Origin of the sequence: Arthrobacter sp. NPDC093128, assembly GCF_040683875.1 — a bacterium.
Classification (GTDB): Bacteria; Actinomycetota; Actinomycetes; order Actinomycetales; family Micrococcaceae; genus Arthrobacter.
In genome coordinates this window covers 1-21,109 of sequence record NZ_JBFBEY010000043.1, presented here as the reverse complement: position 1 = coordinate 21,109, position 21,109 = coordinate 1, and the positions used below count along the sequence as shown (strand labels likewise).

The following is a 21,109-nucleotide window of genomic DNA, read 5'->3' as shown; positions in this document are numbered from 1 at the left end:
AGGGCCGGATCGTCGACGACGGCGGGGTTGATCTCCGTGACCTCGCCGGTCACCGGGGAGTACAAATCCGAAACGGACTTGGTGGACTCCACCTCGCCGCAGGTCTCCCCCGCGGTCACCGCAGCCCCGACCTCGGGCAGGTCCACGTACACGATGTCGCCCAGGGCATCCGCAGCAACCGCGGAGATCCCGATCCCCACAGTCCCAGCCCCATCCGAGGCAACCCACTCATGCTCAGCCGAATACTTCAGTTCAGCAACTACTTTGCTCATCTTTTCAATCCTTAGAGTTTGTGTTTGGTTTCGACAGGTTCAACCACCGGCAGGCGGCTCATCCTCCAGCACCTTTGGCTTTCGAAAGCGCTGGTTCCGGTGCACGTCCCGTCGGGGTCCGGCATCCGGCAGCGTGCGTCTAAGCGAGGAATGAGCGAGCACGCAGAGGATGCCGGCCCCGACGGGACCCGCTGGCTATTTTTGGCGCTTGTAGAAAGGCAGTGCGACAACTTCGAAGGGCTCCGGCTTCCCGCGCAGGTCGACGTCGACGATTGTGCCAACTTCGGCGTACTCGACGTCGACATAAGCCAGGGCGACCGGGTACCCCAGCGTCGGACTCGGCTGGCCCGAGGTCACTTCGCCGATGAGCATGCCGTCCTTCAGGACGGGGTAGTGTGCCCGTGCGGCCCGGCGGCCCGTGCCTTTGAGCCCGACCAGCTTCTGGCCGACGGTGGTTCCGACGCCGGCAGCCTTGATGGCCGTCAGTGCTTCCCTGCCGACGAAGTTGCTTTCCTTGGCGAGGGAGACAACCGGGCCCAGGCCTGCGGCGTAGGCGTTGACGTAGCGGGAGAGCTCGTTGCCGTAGAGCGGCATGCCGGCTTCCAGGCGAAGGGAGTCGCGGGCGGCAAGGCCGGCGGGGATGAGTCCATGGCTTGCGCCGACTTCCAGCAGCGCTTCCCAGAGCCCTGCCGCATCCACGTTCGGGATGTAGATCTCGAATCCGTCCTCGCCGGTGTAGCCGGTGCGGGCCAGGAGCAGGTCCTGCACAGCGCCGTTGACGGTGATGCCTACCTCAAGGGCCGCGTAGTACTTCAGGTCAGTGACCAGTGCGTGCTGCCCGGCCGGGACGAGGGACAAGAGGATGGCCTCCGCGTTGGGGCCCTGCACAGCGATCAGCGAGGTCTCGGCGGAGACGTCCTCAACGACGACGTCGAAGTCGCCGTCTTGGGCAGAACCAGCCCGCTCGGTCAGTGCCGCCGCCACAACTTTGGCGTTGCCCGCATTGGGGACCACAAGGAACTTGTCCTCAGCGCGGCGGTACGAAATGAGGTCGTCGATGATGCCGCCGTCGGCATTGCAGATCAGCGAGTACTTGGCCTTGCCAACAGCAATCGCCGATAGCTTGCCGACCAGTGCGTAGTCAAGGAACGCTGCAGCGTCCGGACCGCTGACCCAGACTTCGCCCATGTGGGAGAGGTCGAACAGGCCAGCAGCGTTGCGGACGGCATGGTGCTCGGCCAGTTCCGATTCGTACTTCAGGGGCATCTGCCAGCCGCCGAAGTCCGTGAAGGAAGCGCCGGCCTTCTTGTGCTGCTCGTAGAGAGCGGTGTAATTCTCAGACATGGGAGGCTTCCTTAGATTTCGAAGTCTTCGATGGGCGGGCAGGAGCACACGAGGTTGCGGTCGCCGGCAGCGCCGTCAACGCGGCCCACCGGAGGGAAGTACTTGTCCTGCTTCAGATGGTGGACCGGGAAGGCGGCCTGCTCACGCGGGTACGCCCGTTCCCAATCAGAACTCACGACGGCGGCAGCCGTGTGCGGCGCGTTGCGCAGCGGCGAGTTCTCCACAGTGAAATCGCCGTCAGCGACTTGCTCGATCTCGGCACGGATGGTGATCATGGCCTCGATAAAGCGGTCGATCTCCGCCAGATCCTCGGACTCGGTGGGCTCCACCATCAGGGTGCCGGCCACCGGGAAGGCCAGGGTGGGGGCATGGAAGCCGAAGTCGATCAGGCGCTTGGCCACGTCCTCGGCGGTAACACCCGTGCGAGCCGTCAATTCGCGGAGGTCCAGGATGCACTCGTGCGCCACAAGGCCGCCTTCGCCGGTGTACAGGACGGGGAAGTGCTCATCCAACCGTGAGGCTACATAATTGGCTGCGAGCAGCGCGGACTTGGTGGCTTCGGTCAGTCCCTGGCCGCCCATCAACTTCACGTAGGCCCACGAAATCGGCAGCACACCCGCAGAACCGTACCGCGACGCCGAGATTGCAACACCCGTCCCTGTCGAAGAAACGCTGTTGGCATCACCGGGCATGAACGGGGCCAGGTGCGCCTTGGCTGCGACCGGGCCCACGCCCGGGCCGCCGCCGCCGTGCGGGATGCAGAAGGTCTTGTGCAGGTTCAGGTGGGACACGTCGCCGCCGAACTTGCCGGGCTGGGCCAGGCCGACGAGCGCGTTGAGGTTGGCGCCGTCCACATACACCTGTCCGCCGGCTGCGTGGATGGCGTCGCAGACTTCCCTGACGTCGGCGTCGTACACGCCGTGGGTGGACGGGTAGGTGATCATGATCGCGGACAGTGCGTCCTTGTGCAGCTCGATCTTGGCGTTCAGGTCCGCGTGGTCGATGGTGCCGTCGGCGGCCGTGGACACCACAACAACCTTCATGCCGGCCAGGACGGCCGAGGCCGCGTTGGTGCCGTGCGCCGACGCCGGGATCAGGCAGATGTCGCGATGGGAGTCGCCGCGGGACAGGTGGTAGCCGCGGATGGCCAGCAGGCCGGCAAGCTCGCCCTGGGAGCCGGCGTTGGGCTGGATGGACACCTGGTCGTAGCCGGTGATCTCGGTCAGGTCAGCTTCCAGACCTTCAATCAATTCGCGCCAGCCCGCTGTTTGGGACTCCGGCGCGAACGGGTGGATCGAGGCGAACTCCGGCCAGGAAATGGCTTCCATCTCGGCCGTGGCGTTCAGCTTCATGGTGCACGAGCCCAGCGGGATCATGGTCCGGTCCAGCGCGAGGTCACGGTCGGACAGCTTGCGGATGTAGCGCAACAGCTGCGTTTCGGAACGGTGCGTGTTGAAGACCGGGTGCTGCAGGAAATCGGTCGTGCGGACAACGGAGGCAGGCAGTTCGAACCGGGACGCGGCGCCCACCGGACCGGCGCCGAAGGCGACGGCAACCTCAGAGAGGACCTCCGGCGTCGTCGTCTCGTCAATGGAAACCCCGACGGTGTCGGCATCGATGACGCGCAGGTTGATGCCGCGCGCTTCGGCGGCGGTGATGACCTTGCCTGCCTTCCCGGGGACGCGGACGGTGAGGGTGTCGAAGAAGGAGTCGGAAACGAGCTCTCGGCCGGCCGTCTTGAGCGCGGTGGCGAGGGTACGGGCGTGGCCATGGACCGTTTCGGCGATCGCCTTCAGGCCTTCGGGGCCGTGGTAGACGGCGTACATCGAGGAGACAATGGCCAGCAGCGCCTGTGCCGTGCAGATGTTGGACGTGGCCTTCTCGCGGCGGATGTGCTGCTCACGGGTCTGCAGGGCAAGCCGGTAGGCGGGCACTCCCGCGTTGTCCTTGGAGACGCCGACGATGCGGCCGGGAAGCGTGCGCTCCATGCCTTCCCGGACAGCCATGTACGCGGCGTGCGGGCCGCCGAAGAACAGCGGCACGCCCAGGCGCTGCGCTGTTCCGACGGCGATATCGGCACCCTGCTCCCCCGGAGGCGTGATGAGGGTCAGGGCCAGGAGATCGGCGGCGACGGTAATGAGCGCACCGCGGCCCTTGGCTTCTGCAATGACAGCCGACTGGTCCCAGACGCGGCCCGAGACGCCGGGCTGCTGCAGGACGAGGCCGTTGATGACGCCGTCGGGCAGTCCCGTGGAGAGGTCGGCGATCTCGACCTCGAAGCCAAGTGCCTCAGCACGGCCCCTAACGATCGCGATGGTCTGCGGGAGGCAGTCGGCATCCAGCACGGTCTTGCCGTCGCGGGCTTCCTTGTTCTTGTTGGCGCGGCGCATCAGCAGCACGGCCTCGGCAACTGCCGTGGCCTCGTCCAGCAGGGACGCGTTGGCCACGGGTAGGGCCGTCAGGTCCTGCACCATGGTCTGGAAGTTCAGGAGGGCTTCGAGCCGGCCCTGGGAAATCTCCGGCTGGTAAGGGGTGTAGGCCGTGTACCAGGCCGGGGCTTCGAGGATGTTGCGGCGGATGACCGGCGGCGTGAGGGTGCCGTAGTAGCCCTGGCCGATCATCTGCACTGCAGTCTTGTTCTTGGACGCGAGCCGGCGAAGCTCGGCCAGGACCTCGACCTCGCTGAGCGCCGCCGAGCCGCCCGGCAACGTCAGCGCAGACTCCTGACGGATGGAATCGGGGACCGCGACGTCCACCAGGCCGTCAATAGAGTCGTAGCCGATGGCCTTGAGCATGGTGTCAACGTCGGCCTGGCGCCGGGCGCCGATGTGCCGGTCCGCGAAGGCGGTGGGGGTTGATTGAACAGTCAAGAGGAACTCCATGATTCAGGCGCCCTGTGAGCGCCGCGATGATGTGGGTTCCTCCCCGCTCTGTATGGGACCTGAGAGATTCCGCAGAACTTGTTCTCACATTGTTCCGCTTGCACCGTCGGTGAGCCCGGTTACCCGGACTGCTTTCCAGAGTTGCCTCGCCGCGGCGGTACATGGGCCTGAGAGATTCCTGGGGAGGATTTGCTCCTACGGCGCCTGACTGGATGTACCGGCAGGACTCTCCCGCCGCAGATCAAAAGCGTGTGCGCCACTCGGAAGTGACGCGGTTCACAGAGTAGCGGGTTCTTTCGGCCCGCGCAAGAGGACCGCCATCTAGTTGTGCATGGCCTCATGGATTTGAAGCGCAAACCAAAGCTGGGCCAACGTGGACGTTTCGGTCATGTCCAGGCCCGTCAACTCGCTGATTTTCCGGATGCGGTAGATGACGGTTTGCCGGTGCGCGAACAGTGCCGCCGCGGTCTTTTGCCACGATCTCTGGGTGTCCAGGTACGTCCTCAACGTCACGATGAGGTCACCTTCCTGGCTCTGTTCGTACGCGAAGATCGGGCCCAGCAGCCGTTCCACCAGCGCGGTCCCTTCCTCGAAGCTCGTGAGCCCCAGCCAGGAGGGACCTTCCGCGTACCGGGACAGCTTCAGGGCGTTGCCCTTGGCCGCACCGAGTGCCCACAGCGACTCCTGCAACGCACGCTGGATGCCGGGCGCAGAGGCCGGCGAGCTGATGCCGATCCGGACCCCGGGACCAGTGCAGTGGACCAGAATATCGTCGGTCACCGCCGCGGACACCGCCACATGAAGAGTGTTGAAGCGCCGCAGGCAAGCGGCTGGGAAGCCGTGGCGCCACAGTTCGACGTGGACGTCCGCCAGCCGCTCGCCGTCGTCGGCCGCTATCGAAACCATCAGGAAATCGTTCGCCGGAACACCAAAGGCCGTGAGCCGGCTTTCCAGTTCCGCCGTTCCCAGGCGGCCGTCCACCGCCTGCAGCAGGAATTCGCTCGCCAGGCGGTGCAGGCCTTCCAGGGACAGGACTTTTCGCGAAAGTTCCAGACCCAGCACCGTTGCCGCATGCAGCAGCACGACGGCGTCCGGGTGCGGTTCGCCGTTGGGGAGCACCACCAGGAGCGCATTGGCGTGCGTGGGGATATCCATCATCAACACATGCCTGTCGCGAAGCCGATGCCACTGGAACTTCTTCCCGGCCAGGGATATTCGCCCGGTCAGCCGGGCCAATTCCGCCTGCAGGAAGTCCGGCAGCGGCTGGCCGTCCGGATGCCACGGATGAAGGCAGCGCCTGTCCACGACGAACAGCTCTGCATCGAGTTCAGCCGCGAGGCCCACAAGGAGGCCTTGCATGTGGTCTTCGGATGCTCCGGCGGTGCGGAGCAGGTCGTAGATCCGGGCGGTCTGTCGCAGCCGCCGCGATTCCTCCAGCAGGGAGGATTCAGCCACCGTTCGCGCGATGGCGATGAACGGCAGCGGGTAGGGCACGTTGATCAGCGGCAGCGGCAGCCGCTCACAAGCGGCGAGGAACTCCGGCACCAGCTCCGGCGCGTGCATCTTCTCTCCGATGGCGAGGGCACTGGCGCCCGCATCCACCAGCGCTTCGGCGAGCGCAACCTGCCCGGCAGCATCGGCCGGGATGGAGAGTCCGTTGGTCATCATCAGCTCGCCGCCGGTGACCCATTCCCACAGCCTCGGCAAGTCGGACGTGTGGGCCCACGTGATCCGGTTGCCACTGCCTGCGGACCCCGCCAGCAGCGTGAGTCCCAGCTGGGGTTCCGCCACGAGCTCGGCCACTGTAATCGCCATGGAATTGCGCTCCCAGATCCTTGGTTTCCGGCCCTGCTACAGGCTTATAGACATATGTATAAGAGCCTCGGCCATTTGTAGTCAATCTACCGCTATACGCCGTGACGCGCGTCACCAAGAATTGGATTACTTACTTCCCGTTCAACCTTCCCGCTCAACGGCGAGCAACCAACACCTCCCCCGAACCGCCGCCGGCGTCACCGCCCGGCAGCACAGCAACCGAAGGATCCAGGCATGACAACGCACAAGCCCATCGGCCCCGTCGACGCAACAAAAGTGCCCCGGTATGCAGGCCTCGGCACGTTCGCCAGGCTTCCCCAGATCGACCGCGTTCCGGACTACGACATTGCGATCGTCGGTGTACCGTTCGACGGCGGGACCTCCTTCCGGCCCGGCGCCCGTTTCGGTCCCGCCGCAGTCCGCGAAGCCTCCCGCCTCCTTCGCCCCGGCTACCACCCCGAACTCGACGTCGAGCCGGTCTACGAAGTCCAGGTTGTAGACGCCGGCGACATCGCCTGCACCCCCTACGACATCACACGGGCGGTCCGCGAAATCGAAGAACAGGCGCTGCCCCTGATCAGCGAAGACAAGAAGCTCATTTCCATCGGTGGCGACCACACCATTGCCCTCCCGATGCTGCGGGCATTGAACACGGTCCACGGACCGGTGGCTTTGCTGCACTTCGACGCCCACCTGGACACGTGGGACACCTACTTCGACCAGCCGGTCACCCACGGGACCATCTTCCGCCGGGCATTCGAGGAAGGGCTCCTGGTGGAAGACAAGTCCATGCACGTCGGCATCCGCGGGCCGGTCTACGACCGCAACGACTTCCTCCGCGACCACGAGTTCGGCTTCCAGATCATCCGCTGCTCGGACTTGGACGTCATCGGCGTCCCGGCAGCCATCCAACAGGTCAGGGAGAGGCTCGGCGACACCCCCGTCTACGTCTCCATCGACATCGACGTCCTGGACCCGGCCTACGCACCGGGCACCGGCACCCCCGAGATGGGCGGGCTCCACTCCCGCGAACTCCTTGCCCTTCTCCGCGGGCTGAACGGCATCAACATCGTGGGTGCCGACGTCGTCGAGGTCGCTCCGGCCTACGACCATGCAGACATCACCACAGTCGCCGCCGCCACCCTCGTCTTCGACCTGCTCGCCCTCATGGTGAACCGCAGCAAGGCCGAATCGAACACCGTCCGTGAACTGCAAGCAGCATCCTGGAACGCATCATGAGCACTCGAACAACTCCCGTCGCCTCGGCCGAGGTACCCCGGCTCGAGGACAAGACCATCCAGCCCATCCCGGCGGACGAACGCCACGGGAAAGCCCGGGACCTCTTCACCATCTGGTTCGGTTCCAACATCATGATCATGACCATCGTGACCGGCGGCCTCGCCACCACGGTGTTCGGCCTCCACTTTGTGCCCGCGATCGTGGGGATCATCATTGGGAACGTCATCGGTGGCATCTTCATGGCCCTGCATTCCGCCCAAGGCCCGCAACTGGGCGTGGCGCAGATGATCCAGACCCGCGGCCAGTTCGGTTCGTACGGGGCGCTGCTGATCGTTGTCATTGTGGTGATCATGTACGTCGGGTTTTTCGCGGCGAACCTCGTCTTCGGCGGCGAAGCAATGGCCGCAGTCAACCCGGGCATCAGTGTTGACGCAGGCATCATCATCATCGGCGTCGTCAGCGTGATTGCCACGATTTTCGGCTACCGGCTCATTCACGCCTATGCACGCATCCTGAGCGTCGTGGCCGGTGTAGCGCTGCTCCTGGCCTTCGCCTGGATCCTGTTCGTCCAGGGACTGCCGGCCAGCTTCCTGGACCAGGGGAACTTCAACTGGGTGGGCTTCATGGGCACCATCTCCGTATCCGCCCTGTGGCAGCTCGCCTACGCACCCTACGTCTCGGACTACTCCCGCTACATGCCGCAGGGCACCGGCTCGGCCCCGGCCTTCTGGGCGTCCTACTCAGGCTGCGTCCTGGGCACCTTGTTCCCCATGATCCTAGGCGCCCTGGTGGGGACCCTCGCCGCGACATTGAGCAACGACGCCGGCAATGTCGAAATCGTCGGCAGCCTGGGAGCGTTTCTCCAGCCCTGGACCATGATTGTCATCGGAATCTTCTGCCTCGGGGTTGCGGCGTCGAACGCCATGAATCTTTACTGCGGCGTTCTGTGCAGCCTCACCATTGGCCAGACGTTCAAGCCGAACTGGTTGCCCCACGCCAAGACCCGAAGCGTTGCGGCCCTGATCCTCTTCACACTCGCCGTCCTGATCGCACTGTTCGCCCGCGACAACTTCATCCTCTTCTACACGAACTTCCTCTCCTTCCTGATGTACGTGCTGGTTCCCTGGACGGCCATCAACCTGGTGGACTACTACCTTCTCCGGCACGGCGATTACAGGGTGGAAGACTTCTTCAAGCGCGACGGCGGAGTGTACGGACGGTTCAATTGGGTCGCCATCGGCTCCTACATAGCAGGCGCCCTGATTCAGGTGCCGTTCTCCGCAACGGCGATCTACACGGGCCCACTGGCCGCGGCGATGGGCGGCGTGGACATCTCCTGGATCGTCGGACTGGCGGTTGTTGCCCCGCTGTACTACTTCGCGGCCCGCCTGTTCCGAAAGAACCCGGATGCCGCCCCCTTTCAGACCCCCGCATTCGCAACTGAACTGAGTTGACGCGCCGCGGGCCAACGCCCCCGGACCCCCACACACACACGGGCTTACCCCCGAACCCCACAAACACCCCCGGCGCCGCGACCGGCGCAGAAAGCAAAGGCGAAACACCATGACACTCACCCACACCGAACAGTTCACTGTCCGACGCTCCCCCGCAGATCACGGCCCCGAGGATCACAGCCCTGCAGGCGTACTTCCGCTCCCTCTGCCGCCCGGCGGGCATTTCATTGGCGGATCGTTTGTCCCAGGGTCCTCCGCCCAACTCATCGACGTCGTCGACCCCACCACTGAGCGGGTCATCGCGTCCGTACAGGCCGGCACAGCTGCCGATGTCGATGTTGCTGTTGACGCCGCCGTGGCGGCCCAGAAGTCCTGGGGCGCCACCACCCCGAAGGAACGCTCCGAGGTCCTGAACCTGATCGCCAACATCATCGAAGCCAACCGGGAAGCCTTCGAACTCATCGAGTCAGCCAACACGGGCAAACCGCGAACCGTCGCGGAGGACGACGTCTCGAGCACCATTGATACGTTCCGCTTCATGGCCGGAGCTTCCCGCACGCTGACGTCCATGGCCGGCGGTGACTACACAACCGGGCACACCTCGGTCATCCTCCGGGAACCCGTGGGCGTCGTCGGCGTCATCACCCCGTGGAACTACCCGCTGCTGATGGCCGCCTGGAAGATCGCGCCCATCCTGGCTGCAGGAAACAGCATTGTCCTGAAGCCTTCCGAGCAGACACCGCTGTCCACCCTGAAGCTCGCGGAACTCCTGGCCGGACGCATTCCCGACGGAATTCTCAACGTCGTGACCGGGCAAGGCCGGACCGTGGGGCAGCGTCTCGCCGAGCATCCTGACGTTGCCCTCGTTGCCTTGACAGGCAGCGTCGTCAGCGGGCAGGCCGTTGCGGAGACCGCGGCCAGGTCGGTCAAACGCGTCCATCTGGAGCTCGGCGGCAAGGCTCCGGTTGTTGTGTTTCCTGACGCTGACCTCCGTGCGGCCGCGGCCGGGGTGCGCAATGCCGGGTTCTGGAATGCCGGCCAGGACTGCGGCGCGGCCTGCCGCGTCCTCGTGCACGAGTCAGTGGCCGCGGAGTTCACCGAGCACCTGGTGCGCGAAGTCAGCACGCTGGTGGTAGGAGCCCCGCAGGCGGGCGACGACGTGGAAATCGGTCCCATGATTTCACAGCCGCACTTCGAACGCGTGCAGGAAGCCCTGGCCGAGGCCAAGGCTGCCGGACTGAACATGGCCATCGGGGGTTCTGCCCTGGAAGGCCCCGGCTACTTCATCGAGCCCACGGTCATCAGCAACGTGCCTACCGGGGCACACATTGCCACCCACGAAATCTTCGGCCCCGTCGTCACGGTCGAGACCTTCAGTTCCACTGAAGAGGCCGTCACCCGGGCAAACGAAAGCCCCTATGGCCTGTCCGCCTCCGTGTGGACCCGGGACTCGAGCCTGTCGCTGAAGGTTCCAAAGCAGCTCGATTTCGGCACCGTCTGGGTCAATTCGCACCTGGTGCTGGCCTGCGAGGTACCGTGGGGTGGTTTCAAGGGATCCGGTTACGGCCGCGACCTCTCGCTCTACGCACTGGACGACTACTCGCGCACCAAGCACGTCATGATCAACCACAGCGCGTGAGCGCCCGGACGAGCATCGGAGATCAGCTATGACCACCACGAACGTTTCACGCGATGCTTCCTCGGCACGCGCGGCCACTCCCGCCGCTCCCTTCGGGACGGAGGTCACGTGGACCAACTGGGGCGGAAACCAGAGCGCCACCCCAGCCTTCACCGTCCGGCCGCGGACTGAACAGGAAGCGCTCGACGCCGTTCGTTTCGCCATCCGCGAAGGTCTCCCGGTGCGCGCGGTCGGTTCAGGACATTCATCCTCCCCGCTGGTCCAGACGGGCGGTGTCCTGATGGACATGTCGGCGCTCTCGGCCATCACCGGTACAGACAAGGACCGGCGGCGGGCCAGGGCCCTGGCGGGTACCACCATCAGCGCCTTCGGCGACCCCCTGTGGGAGCAGGGGCTGGCACTGGGCAACCAGGGCGACATCGATAAGCAGCAGATTGCCGGGGCGCTGGCGACCAGCACCCATGGCTCCGGAACGGAACTGGGTAGCTTCTCCTCCAACCTGCGCTGGGTGAAGCTGATCAACGGCTACGGCGAAATCGTCGAAATCGGCGAAGGGCAGCTCCGCGAACTCAGGGCCGCCCAGGTCGCCCTGGGTACGCTCGGGATCTTCCTGGAAGTCGAACTGGCGGTCGAGGACAGCTACTACCTGCAGGAACAGATCACCTATCCCACGTGGGCCGAGACTGCGGCCAGTTGGCAGTCCGACCTCAACGCGAACCGTCATTACTCGTTCCTCTGGTGCCCGGACGACGATTCCTGCGAACTTCTGGATCTTCCGGGTTCGCCGGGCCAGAGCATGGCGGACCGCAGCTACACCAAGCGATACAACGTTGCGCAGATTCAGGATGAGAGTGAAATTTCAGGTACGGAAGGCGCCCGGCTGGATCGTTCGTACCGGATCTATCCCGGCGGCTTCACCACGCAGTTCCACGAACTCGAGTACTTCGTACGCCGCGAGGATGGCCTGGCCGCCGTGGAAGCCATCCAGGACCTGATCCGCACGAGGCACCCGGACCAGAAATACCCTGTCGAGGTCCGCTGGGTGAAGGCCGACGACGCCTACATGTCACAGTTCCAAGGGCGCGACAGCACCGTCATCACCCTGACCACCAGGCCCGGAACCGACTACTGGCCCTTCTTCCGTGAGGCTGACGCGCTGCTACAGGAATTCGAGCCGCGTGCGCACTGGGGCAAGATCCACTTCATGACCAGGAACCGCCTGGAACGTCTCTACCCGGAACTTGACACCTTCATCCAAATCCGCCGCGAGTTCGACCCCCGCGGAATCTTCCTCAACGACCACACCCGTGCCCTTGTAGGCTAAATCAGCACTCCCCGTGTATGCCCCCGAGCCGTGCTCGGGGGCATACCTACGGGCCGTCGATCTAACGTGGGACTGTGCACCCAGCCGCCGGCCGTCTTTGGCTCACCGCGTCTGCGGAACCTGTGTCCAGGGTGCGCCCGGGTCGGCTTCTTCGGCGGCAGCGGCGGTGATGGATTCGGCCAGGCTCGTGTCGTTGCGCGAGATGACGTAGTGCACCGCGGCCGCCCCGATTGCTCCGATGAACCAGGAGAACGCCGAGAAGGCGCCGAATACGGGAACCAGGGCGAAGACCACCGCCGGTACGGCCGAGACGAGAAACGAGATGACCGCTTTCCGGTTCCAGCCTCCTGTATACGTGTAGTACCCCTGTTCCCTGAAGAGGTCCCGAACCAGCACGCGCTGCTTCCGGAGCACGTAGTAGTCGACCATGATGATCCCGAACAGCGGCCCGAGCAGCGCTCCGAGCCCTCCAAGGAAAAGGTTGATCACGACGGGGCTGCTGAACAGGTTCCAGGGCGTAATGATCAGTGCGATCATCGCGGCGATCAGGCCGCCGCGCTTGAAATCGATCCGTGAGGGCCAGACATTCGCGAGGTCGTAGGCCGGCGAGACGAAGTTTGCCACGACGTTTATTCCCAGCGTTGCGACAGCGAAGGTGACTGCGCCCAGCAGGAGCGCCCAGATGTTGTCGATCCGCCCAACGATCGCTACCGGGTCGTAGATGTACTCCCCGTACACCTTGAAGGTTCCGGCGGTGACAACGACGGAGACCACGGAGAATGCGATGAAATTGACTGGAAGCCCCCACAGGTTCGCCGTGCGCACTGCTTTGCGGGACGGCGCGAATCGGGAAAAGTCGCAGAAGTTGAGCATCAGGGTGGAGAAGTACGTCACCGTCAGGGCCACGGCGGCGAAAAAGGCGTGTGTGACTCCCCACTCGGCACGTCCGCCGGGCAGGTCGAGGGAAATATTCCAACCTGCATTGATCAGGATGTAAACGACCAGCAGGCCCATCACTGCCCAGACGGCCGGACCGGCCCAGTCCTGGAACCTCCGGATGGTCTCCATACCGTTTCGAAGCAAAAGAAGCTGGAGCGACCACATCAAGACGAACGCCAGCCAGCCCAGAGTGGACTCGCCGAGGAAATTGTTCTCAGTCAGGCCTCGAAGGTCAGGCCAGATCTTGAGGGCGATGATGATGACAGCGCGGGAGGCCAGCCATGTCTGGATGCCATACCAGGCGATCGCGACGAGGGCACGAAGCAGGGCGGGCAGGTTGGCGCCGAAAGTTCCAAACGAAACCCTGGCGAGGACCGGGTAGGGAACGCCGGTCTTCTGGCCCGCATATCCGGAGAAGTTCATCAGGACAAAAACGATGACGATCCCTGCCACCAGCGCAAGGAACACCTGCCACGCACCGAGGCCCAACGCGAAGAGGCCAGCGGCAAATGTATACCCGCCGAGCGAGTGAATGTCCGACATCCACATCGCAAACAGCGAATAAAAACCCCATGTGCGGTGTTCGGCCGGTGCCAGGTCCTCGTTGTACAGACGCGGGCTGGCCCCCTGCGGAATGGCGTGAGACATCTGTCCTCGCTTCCCAAACGTTCACACGCTGAACCTAAGGTGGAAGCTCCTGCCGGCATGGTATCCGCGGGGCATCCACTGGTGCCAATATACTCAGCTTGGCGGTGGGGAAACAGACCGCCCGGGCACGCGATCCTCCTGGGGATGGCCGGACAATCTCGAGTCGCCAGGCAGGGGCTCAGGGCAAGCGCCGCCGCTTCGGGACCCCACCCGCAGTTACGAAATCATCCAGGACTGAGGCTGCCCGCGCGGGCTTTGGCTGAGATGAACTGCCGGATCCACGTGGCAGTTTCCGGATGATCGAGATGCAGGCCGTGACGTGCACCGGGAACCCTCACGAGGGTGGAGCGGCGGATGTGCTGAAGGTACGCGTTTCGGCGGGGTGCCGATGTGCCCACTCCGGATCAAAAAAGAGTGGGACCATACGATCGAAATCGCCGCTCAGCAGCGCCGCCATGGCGGCGTCGTTCCGCCCTGCGCGCAGGCCCTTGCCTCCGCTGGTTGCGGCAAGTACAAGGGCACGCACCCGGTGGGGGTGATCGATGGCGACCCATTGGGCGACCCGGCCCCCCATCGAATGGCCATAGACGTGAGCGGCGTCGACGCCTGCCGCCTGAAGGACAGCGATCGCGTTGGCCGCAAACGACTTCGTGGTGTAACGGTCGGCGTTGCCCCTGCTGCTGCGACCGATCCCACGGTGATCGAAGCGGATCACGCGGAAATGCTGCGCCAGTGCTTCCGCGGTGGGCCCCCATCCCGTCATTCCTGTGGCCTGGCCGGCATTAAGGAGCAGAGGCTCGCCCGCGCCCTCCTCGGCCCAGGCCAACTCGGCGCCGTCAGCGGCCAAAGCTATCTTCATCTGTGCACTGTAACCGGTGGGGTGCTTTGGCCGCTGTGGTGCAGCGCACGCTGATGTCTTCAAAGTGGGGTGTCTGCTCAGATGGTGATCGCGATTTTCCCGCGGGCCTTGCCGGCGTCGAAATAGCGCATTGCGTCGGGCACCCGCTCCAGCGGGTAAGTGCGGTCGATGGCAGGGACAAGGGTTCCCTCTTCCAGGAGCCCGGCGAGGTGTTCGAGGTCCGCTGAACCTTCTGTGCCAAGCACCATGGTCAGCCGCTGACGGATGAACGGGGACAGGGCCAGTGCACGCAACTGCCTGTCCATGCTGCCGGTCCAGGACCCGCCTTCCTCGCCACCCGTGATGACGGCCGTGCCGGTGGGGGTGAGCGCCCGGCGGAGGCGTGACAGGGTGGGGTTGCCGGCGATGTCCAGGATCAGGTCGTAGTGTTCGGCCCCGTCGGCGAAGTCCTGCCTGGTGTAGTCGATGACGTGGTCGGCGCCAAGGGCGCGCACCAGGTCCATCTTGGCGGTACTGCAGACGCCGGTGACCACGGCCCCGGCCGCTTTCGCGAGCTGCACGGCGTAGCTGCCCACCCCGCCTGAGGCGCCAAGGACCAGCACCTTTTGCCCTGGCGTTACTTGTCCGGCGGCCCGGAGAGCCTGCAGGGCGGTGCAGGCGGACACCGGGACCACCGAGGCCTGTTCGAAACTGATGTTCGCCGGTTTACGGGCGAGCTGGCTTTCCCGGGCACGGGCATACTCGGCGAAGGGGCCCTTCCCGACACCGAAGACCTGGTCCCCGGCGGCGAACCGGCTGACGGCGGCCCCAACGGCCGTTACTGTGCCGGCCAAATCCAGCCCCGGAACAGGGTTTTTGGGGGCGCGGATGCCGTAGGCCAGACGCAGGGCGTAGGGCAAGCCCGTGGTGACATGCCAGGTCCCCCGGTCAAGCCCTGCCGCGTGGACCCGGACCAGTACTTCGTCATCTGCAATGGTCGGCTTGGGAATCCTGGCCATGTGCAGGACGTCGGCGGAGCCGTAGGCCTCCTGCACGATGGCCCGCATGAGCACCTCCGGCGCTTCCGGGCCGCCCGAACGAGGAGTCTCCTGAGCTTCCTGACCAGAGGTCATGGCCGTTCCTTTCAAACATTTTGGAGTAGGCAGCCCACGCAGTCGTACGCTGTACCAAAGAGAGTATCGTACAATGTACTAAGCCGCTATGGCCAAGGAGTTTCAGTGCCGACCACTACGCCGCCAGTCCCCCAAAAGCGAGTTCCGCTCAGCCAGGAGAGAGTGCTCGAATGTGCCTTGGCCCTCGCCGACGAGTCGGGAATCGCCGCGCTCACCATCCGCTCGCTGGCCCAGCGAATGGGCACCAAGCCCATGTCGCTCTACTACTACGTGGCCAACAAGGACGAGATCCTGGACGGCATCGTGGACCTCGTTTTCTGCGAAGTCGAACTGCCTTCCCCCGCGGGCGACTGGCGGGAGGAAATGACCCGGAGGGCGCACGGGATGCGCGAAGCGCTCAAACGCCACCCGTGGGCGGTCGGGCTGCTCGAAAGCCGCACCTCCCCGGGCGCGGCGACACTGCGCCATCACGACGCAACACTGGGCACACTAAGGGCAGCGGGCTTTACTGTTCAGCTGACAGCCCACGCCTACGCCCTGCTCGACAGCTACATCTACGGTTTCGCCCTCCAGGAAGCCGCCCTGCCCTTTGACGGCCGGGACACCGCCGCCGAGATCACGACGCCGATCCTTGAGCGTTTCTCGACCGGCGAATACCCACACATGGTGGAGATCGCCATGGAACACGTCCTCAAGCCAGGCTACGACTTCGGGGATGAGTTCGGCTTCGGGCTGAACCTCATTCTTGACGGCCTTAGCCGGTCGATTGAAGCCAGTGGCTCAGACCCGAAGCAATAGCAGCGCAGTTGGTGAACCGGTGGGGTAGGGAATCCCCGCCATGTCATGCAACGCTGGTTGCATGGATCTGGAAGTGTCGCCTGCCCTCACGATTCCCGCGTCGGAACTCGGCTGGCGGTTCTCGCGTTCGTCCGGGCCAGGCGGTAACACGTCAACACCTCGGACAGCCGCGTCGAACTTTCGTGGAACGTCGGCGACTCCGCGGCGCTTTCGGACGGCCAACGGCTGATGCTGCTCACGCGCCTCGGACGGCGACTCATCGCCGGGGTAATTACCGTGACCGCCTCCGAGCAGCGCTCCCAGCTGCGCAATCGCGAAATCGCCCTGGCCAAGCTCGCCGTTCTCGTGGCAGATGCTCTTGCTCCCGAAGCAGCGCCCCGGCGGCCAACCAAACCCACCCGGGGCTCGAACCGCCGTCGCCTGGCCGCAAAAGAACAGCGTGCTGCGACGAAAAGGCAACGACAACGGCCGTCCGCCGAGTAGCGCCGTCCGGTGCCCGCCGCCAGACTTTCGCATCAGCTGGTTGGACCAGTAAATTTGAGGCGATGATTCACATAGCCCACGATGACCCCGCACGCGGGGACGTCCACCAACTCCTGAGCGAGCACCTGGCGGACATGTTCGCGACCTCGCCGGCCGAAAGTGTGCACGCGCTGGACCCTTCAGCGCTGTCCGGACCGTCGATTACTTTCTGGACCGCCCGCGAGGAAGGCGAACTCCTGGGGTGTGGTGCGCTGAAAATACTCCATTCCCCGCACAGCTCCGAGACGTTCGGCGAAATCAAGTCCATGCGCACCACAGCCGGCGCGCGCGGGCGCGGCGTCGCCACCCTCGTGCTCAGGCACATCCTGGACGAAGCCCGGAGCCGGAACTACGGGCGCATCTATCTTGAGACGGGAACCGAGGAGTATTTCGCTCCCGCACGGCGCCTGTATGCCCGCAACGGATTCACCGAATGCCCACCCTTTGCCGGCTACGCCCTCGATCCAAACAGCGTTTTCATGGAACTCCGTCTCGGAGCAAAAGACTGACCCAATAGTCAGCGTCCCGCCACCGCCGTCGTCAGTCCAGAGCCGCCGTTAGTCCAGCAGCTTCCCGCGCGAGCCTGGTGATCTGCTGCCAGTCCTCGTTTTCGACGGCGCCACGTGGTGTGAGCCAGCTGCCGCCCACGCAGGAGACATTCGGCAACGCGAGGTATGCCGGTGCAGAGCTGAGGCTGACGCCACCTGTCGGGCAGAACTGCACCTGCGGGATGGGTGCGCCGATTGCGGCGACGTAGTCCGGGCCGCCCGCTGGTCCGGCAGGGAAGAACTTCATGGCGGTCAGCCCGCTCTCCAGGACCTGCATGACCTCGCCTACGGTGGCAACACCCGGCAGGATGGGCACGCCGAGCGTCAGCATATGGCCGAGCAGGGACGGGGTTACGCCGGGGCTGACCAGGAACTGGGCTCCGGCGGCCACGGCGGCATCGGCCTGGGCCGGAGTGAGGACGGTACCTGCACCAACGATGATGTCCGGCACCTCGTCGGCAATGCGTTTGAGCGAGGTGAGGGCGTTCTCCGTCCGCAGGGTGAGCTCGATGATGCCGACGCCGCCTTCGGCCAGTGCCCGGGCAACGGGAACAGCGCGGCGGGGGTCATCGATGGTCACGACCGGTATGACGGGTGAAACGCGCAGGAGGCTGGTGGCATCAGCCATGGTTGATCTCATTTCTCAGGCCGTCCAGCCCGTGGGTGTCGATGATGCGGTACCAGTGGATGAGGAGGTCGGCGAACCCCTGGTGTGCTGCCAGTCCGCCGTCGAAGATGCTGCGGCAGCCAAGGATCGCCGGGACCACGGTTGCCGCTGTGCGGGTAGCCGGCAGTAGGTCGTTGAGGTCCTGCGCGAGTGGATCGTTCAGCTCCGCTGCGGGGGTGGAGGCAACGCGGTGCATCCAGGCCGCCACAGCCAGGGCGGCCCACCGGGGCTCGCGGCCGGCGTCCAGGCTCCCGCGGACCGTGGTTAACAGCCGCAGCCCGACTTTCTGCGACCCGTCGCTTCCCACTTTGTCCGTAGTGTGTCCCAGCGCGGGATTTGCGAAACGGCTGAGCACCTGCGCGCAGTACCTTGTGCCGTCCATCCCGGCGGGAAGGCTGATCGTGGGGAGGGCCTCCTCCGCCATCATGCGGCTGCACGCGGTACGGAACGCGTCCTCCCCCACGGTGTCGCTGATGGTGGCCTTTCCCGTTGCGAGCCCCAGGTACGCCAGCATGGAATGGCTGGCGTTGAGCAGGCGCAGTTTGGCCGCTTCCCAGGCGGCAACGTCGGCGCTGAAGAGCGCCCCGGCGTCTTCCCAGCGGGGGCGGCGCGAAGTGAAGTTGTCCTCGATCACCCACTGCAGGAACGGTTCGGCCACCACGGCAGCCTCGTCCCGGAGGCCCAGTTCGCGTTCGACGGCGTCAAGGTCACCCGCCGTGGTTGCCGGCACCATCCGGTCCACCATCGTGCTCGGGAAGGACACGTTCGCCGCAAGCCAGGACAGCAGCGGATCGGCTTCCTTGGCGGGCAAGGCGGCGGCGAAGGCGTGCACGAGCTTCCGGGTGAGCTCACCGTTGCCTGGAAGGTTGTCGCACGAGACCACAGTGAGGGGTCCGGCGTCGGCGCGGGCGCGACGCTGGATTCCCCGGGCGATCTGTCCGATGGAGGTCTGCGGCGCCTGTCCCGCCAGGTCGGCCTGTACCTGGTCATCGGCGGTGTTGAGCGTCCCCGTGCGCGGATCGATCCGGTAGCCCTTCTCCGTGACGGTCAACGTGACCACCGACGTCGACGAGGCGGCAATGCGCTCCGTCACTGTGTCAGGGTAGTCCCGTCCGGAGAGAGCTTCGACGATGCTCGACACGACTCTGACCGGCGCGGCGCCGCTTCCCCGTTCGGTGACGGTGAAGAGACCGTCCTGGGGCGCCAGCTGGCGCGCCACCGTGTCCGACCGCTGGGTCACGCCGGTGATCCCCCAATTGAGATCGCCGGAGGACCGCATGGCGTTTTCGGTCAACACTGCCGTGTGGGCGCGGGCAAAGGCCCCCAGTCCAAGATGCACGATTCCGGGACGCAGGGCCTCGCGGGGCAGCAGGGGCTGCCGGGTTCCGAGCGTCGCAAGTGTGGCGTTGCTTAGGCGTGCGATGTCAGTTCTCCTTCAGCGGCCCGGTGGGCGTGGGCTCTGGTTTGTTCGAAGGTAGGGATCAGCCCGGTGCCGCCCTTGCCGCCGACCACCAGCGACGCGGCGGCCGCACCGTACCTGGCTGCTACGGGCAGGCTGTCGCCGAGGACCATCCGGGCGGTCAGGGTGCCGACGAAGGCGTCACCCGCTCCGGTCTGGTCCACCACCGACGGCGCCCGGACGGCCTCGACCCAGGATGAGAGCTGATCGCCCTCCAGCTGGATTCCGTCTGCCCCACAGGTCACGGCCACGTTTGCCGCCCCGAGGGCGCGGAGCTTGGCCGCAGCCTCCTCCGGCGTGGTGCAGTCCAACAGGGCGGAGGTTTCCCCGGGGAAGGACGGGGTGACCAGGAAGGTCCGGGGCGCCAGGTCGGTGAGGACCGCCGTCGCCTCCTCCACAGACGTGAGCCGCGGCCGGAAGTTGGGATCGAAAATGAAGCGGCGGGACAGTGCCGACGCCTTGAGGACCGCGGCCCGGGAGGAAGGTGAGATCGCGCACGCGATCCCGCCGGCGATCACCGCCTTGGCTGTTGAGAAGACCGCGGCGTCAACGTCCTCCGCGGAAAGAGTGAAGCCCACGCTTCCCGTGCGGGCGTAGGAGAACTCTCGCTGACCCTCCGGGTCGGAGTGCACCAGATATACCCCTTGCTGCCCCTTCCTGAACTTCAACAGGTCAGGGAAAATGCCGAGTTCCCGGATCCTGGCGGCGATCGCCTGGCCGAGTTCGTCGTCGGGCAGTACGGACAGCAGCCCAACACGCGCACCGGCCGCCGCGGCGGCAGCGGCGACGTTGAGGGCGTCGCCGGAGATGCCCAGCTGAGCCGGAACACCGTGGCCGAAGGGGAGGTCGGTGGCCACCTCCAGCAGGATTTCACCCATCACGACGACGTCGAACGGCTGGCTGGGGTTCCTTTGCGTTGCGTCGTTCACCAGTCGTGCACAGATCCGTCCAGGCGGCGGTTGATGGGCAGGTACTTGGGTTCGAACGGGAAGGCCGCGGCGGCCTCCTCGTTGAATTCCACGCCGAGCCCGGGAGAATCCCCGGGGTGCATGTAGCCGTCGTTGAAGGTGTAGGAAGCCTTGAAGACCTCGTTGGCGGGGTCGCGGTGGCCCATGTACTCCTGGACACCGAAGTTGGGGATGCTCATGTCCACGTGCAAGGCCGCGGCGAACGAGACCGGCGAGAGATCCCCGGCGCCGTGGGAACCGGAGCGGATTCCGTACAGGTCGGCCAGGGAGAAGATCCGCCGCAGGTGCGTGATGCCGCCGGCATGCGATACGGAGGTCCGGATATAGTCGATCAGCCGCTCGGTGATCAGCTGCTGGCAGTCCCAGATGGAGTTGAACACCTCGCCCACGGCGATGGGCGTGGTGGTGTGCTGGCGGATCAGGCGGAAGGCGGACTGGTCCTCGGCAGGGGTCGGATCCTCAATCCAGAAGGGTCGGTACGGTTCCAGGGACGCGCCCAGCCGGCCGGCCTCGATCGGCGTCAAACGGTGGTGGACGTCGTGCAGGACGTGCACACCGTAGCCGAACTGTTCGCGCACGTGCGCCATCATCTTCGGCGCGAAGTCCAGGTACGACGTGGT

At 65.2% G+C, this 21,109-nt stretch carries 17 protein-coding genes, 1 pseudogene and 1 riboswitch; of the genes and pseudogenes, 7 read left to right on the top strand and 11 right to left on the bottom strand.

What is annotated here, in order from left to right:
- The 4 genes from gcvH to AB0N24_RS26440 all read right to left on the bottom strand — a co-directional run.
- The coding region (gcvH, locus tag AB0N24_RS26455) for a glycine cleavage system protein GcvH (RefSeq protein WP_364131278.1) at positions 1 to 272 on the bottom strand (272 nt) is incomplete at its 3' end.
- A gap of 195 nt (positions 273 to 467) precedes the next feature.
- The gene (gene gcvT / locus AB0N24_RS26450) at positions 468 to 1,616 is read right to left on the bottom strand and encodes a glycine cleavage system aminomethyltransferase GcvT (protein WP_364131275.1); all 1,149 of its coding nucleotides are present in this window, start codon (positions 1,614 to 1,616) and stop codon (positions 468 to 470) included.
- A gap of 11 nt (positions 1,617 to 1,627) precedes the next feature.
- Positions 1,628 to 4,498, bottom strand: coding sequence for an aminomethyl-transferring glycine dehydrogenase (gene gcvP / locus AB0N24_RS26445; RefSeq protein WP_364131272.1), 2,871 nt, complete (start codon positions 4,496 to 4,498; stop codon positions 1,628 to 1,630).
- Positions 4,499 to 4,643: 145 nt separating this feature from the next.
- Positions 4,644 to 4,742, bottom strand: a riboswitch (glycine riboswitch).
- Between the two features lie 77 nt (positions 4,743 to 4,819).
- Complete coding sequence (locus AB0N24_RS26440) at positions 4,820 to 6,313, bottom strand: PucR family transcriptional regulator (protein WP_364131270.1); 1,494 nt, start codon at positions 6,311 to 6,313, stop codon at positions 4,820 to 4,822.
- Between the two features lie 234 nt (positions 6,314 to 6,547).
- Between AB0N24_RS26440 and speB the strand changes: the two genes are divergently transcribed.
- From speB to AB0N24_RS26420, 4 genes are all read left to right on the top strand, one after another.
- On the top strand, positions 6,548 to 7,552 hold the full coding sequence (gene speB / locus AB0N24_RS26435) for an agmatinase (RefSeq protein ID WP_364131268.1): 1,005 nt from the start codon (positions 6,548 to 6,550) through the stop codon (positions 7,550 to 7,552).
- On the top strand, positions 7,549 to 9,006 hold the full coding sequence (locus AB0N24_RS26430) for a cytosine permease (RefSeq protein WP_364131266.1): 1,458 nt from the start codon (positions 7,549 to 7,551) through the stop codon (positions 9,004 to 9,006). The genes speB and AB0N24_RS26430 overlap by 4 nt, the downstream gene beginning before the upstream one ends.
- A gap of 109 nt (positions 9,007 to 9,115) precedes the next feature.
- Complete coding sequence (locus AB0N24_RS26425; protein WP_364131263.1) at positions 9,116 to 10,645, top strand: aminobutyraldehyde dehydrogenase; 1,530 nt, start codon at positions 9,116 to 9,118, stop codon at positions 10,643 to 10,645.
- Between the two features lie 28 nt (positions 10,646 to 10,673).
- Positions 10,674 to 11,969 (top strand): D-arabinono-1,4-lactone oxidase, encoded by a 1,296-nt coding sequence (locus AB0N24_RS26420; RefSeq protein ID WP_364131261.1) that lies wholly within the window; start codon positions 10,674 to 10,676, stop codon positions 11,967 to 11,969.
- Positions 11,970 to 12,071: 102 nt separating this feature from the next.
- On the opposite strand, the gene AB0N24_RS26415 is transcribed toward AB0N24_RS26420, so the two are convergent.
- The 3 genes from AB0N24_RS26415 to AB0N24_RS26405 all read right to left on the bottom strand — a co-directional run bounded on the left by AB0N24_RS26415 (position 12,072) and on the right by AB0N24_RS26405 (position 15,527).
- Entirely contained in the window at positions 12,072 to 13,556 is a 1,485-nt protein-coding gene (locus AB0N24_RS26415) for an NCS1 family nucleobase:cation symporter-1 (RefSeq protein WP_364131259.1), read from the bottom strand.
- A 334-nt stretch (positions 13,557 to 13,890) separates the two neighbouring features.
- Complete coding sequence (locus AB0N24_RS26410) at positions 13,891 to 14,415, bottom strand: alpha/beta fold hydrolase (RefSeq protein WP_364131257.1); 525 nt, start codon at positions 14,413 to 14,415, stop codon at positions 13,891 to 13,893.
- Positions 14,416 to 14,492: 77 nt separating this feature from the next.
- Entirely contained in the window at positions 14,493 to 15,527 is a 1,035-nt protein-coding gene (locus AB0N24_RS26405) for an NAD(P)-dependent alcohol dehydrogenase (RefSeq protein ID WP_364131255.1), read from the bottom strand.
- Between the two features lie 105 nt (positions 15,528 to 15,632).
- Here AB0N24_RS26405 and AB0N24_RS26400 point away from each other — a divergent pair, with 105 nt between their 5' ends.
- The 3 genes and pseudogenes from AB0N24_RS26400 to AB0N24_RS26390 all read left to right on the top strand — a co-directional run bounded on the left by AB0N24_RS26400 (position 15,633) and on the right by AB0N24_RS26390 (position 17,356).
- Positions 15,633 to 16,325 (top strand): TetR/AcrR family transcriptional regulator C-terminal domain-containing protein, encoded by a 693-nt coding sequence (locus AB0N24_RS26400; protein WP_364131253.1) that lies wholly within the window; start codon positions 15,633 to 15,635, stop codon positions 16,323 to 16,325.
- A 61-nt stretch (positions 16,326 to 16,386) separates the two neighbouring features.
- A pseudogene (gene arfB, locus AB0N24_RS26395) lies at positions 16,387 to 16,808 on the top strand (alternative ribosome rescue aminoacyl-tRNA hydrolase ArfB).
- A gap of 62 nt (positions 16,809 to 16,870) precedes the next feature.
- Positions 16,871 to 17,356 carry a GNAT family N-acetyltransferase gene (locus AB0N24_RS26390; RefSeq protein ID WP_364131251.1) on the top strand — a complete coding sequence of 162 codons (486 nt, stop codon included), beginning with the start codon at positions 16,871 to 16,873 and terminating at the stop codon, positions 17,354 to 17,356.
- Between the two features lie 31 nt (positions 17,357 to 17,387).
- Here the strand turns inward: AB0N24_RS26390 and eda are convergent, their stop codons facing one another.
- From eda to AB0N24_RS26370, 4 genes are all read right to left on the bottom strand, one after another.
- Positions 17,388 to 18,023, bottom strand: coding sequence for a bifunctional 4-hydroxy-2-oxoglutarate aldolase/2-dehydro-3-deoxy-phosphogluconate aldolase (eda, locus tag AB0N24_RS26385; RefSeq protein WP_364131248.1), 636 nt, complete (start codon positions 18,021 to 18,023; stop codon positions 17,388 to 17,390).
- Positions 18,016 to 19,401, bottom strand: coding sequence for a mannitol dehydrogenase family protein (locus AB0N24_RS26380; RefSeq protein WP_364131245.1), 1,386 nt, complete (start codon positions 19,399 to 19,401; stop codon positions 18,016 to 18,018). Before AB0N24_RS26380 ends, eda begins: the two co-directional genes overlap by 8 nt.
- 71 nt (positions 19,402 to 19,472) lie before the next feature.
- The gene (locus AB0N24_RS26375; protein WP_364131281.1) at positions 19,473 to 20,399 is read right to left on the bottom strand and encodes a PfkB family carbohydrate kinase; all 927 of its coding nucleotides are present in this window, start codon (positions 20,397 to 20,399) and stop codon (positions 19,473 to 19,475) included.
- A 47-nt stretch (positions 20,400 to 20,446) separates the two neighbouring features.
- Positions 20,447 to 21,109: enolase C-terminal domain-like protein (locus AB0N24_RS26370; protein WP_364131242.1), on the bottom strand; the 663-nt coding region annotated here is incomplete at its 5' end.